This window comes from Micromonospora noduli (genome assembly GCF_003264365.1).
Taxonomy (GTDB): Bacteria; Actinomycetota; Actinomycetes; order Mycobacteriales; family Micromonosporaceae; genus Micromonospora; species Micromonospora noduli.
Genome location: NZ_PYAK01000168.1, coordinates 1 through 419, shown reverse-complemented (window position 1 = coordinate 419; position 419 = coordinate 1). Strand labels below are relative to the sequence as shown.

The window sequence follows — 419 nt, the reverse complement described above, 5'->3', positions numbered from 1 at the left end:
AGACGAACTGGAAATGCTCAAATCCCTCGGAGAAAAATCCGACTCTGGCGACCTCATACATCGGATTAACCAATTAAAACAGTGCATAAGATTAAAAGACAAAGAAATTTGCGAACTCCGGCAATTGAACTGCGCGAACAAAAACATGGAAGATATAAAACGGCGAATAGCTCAGTACGAAAACGATCTAGCGAAAATGAACGAAATGAATCGTCAGCTGAAGGAAGAATTGGACGAAGCCGGACTATCCCTCGCGAAAGTTTCGGAACTGGAAGAAATGTTGAAAACCGAGAGAAAAGCTCGTAATTTTTCGGAAGAATTAGCCAAAGATTTGGAAGAGAAATTGGAAAAAGAAACGAACGTTCAAAAGGTCAAAGAGGATTTAATCAAACTGAAAAAGCAGGAGGAAAATTTAGCCA

The 419-nt window shown here is 39.9% G+C and carries 1 protein-coding gene; it reads left to right on the top strand.

Annotated features, from left to right (window positions below; translation table 11 throughout):
- Window positions 1–419 (top strand): hypothetical protein (locus GUI43_RS34165; protein WP_170158822.1); only part of this gene is annotated, 419 nt, incomplete at both ends.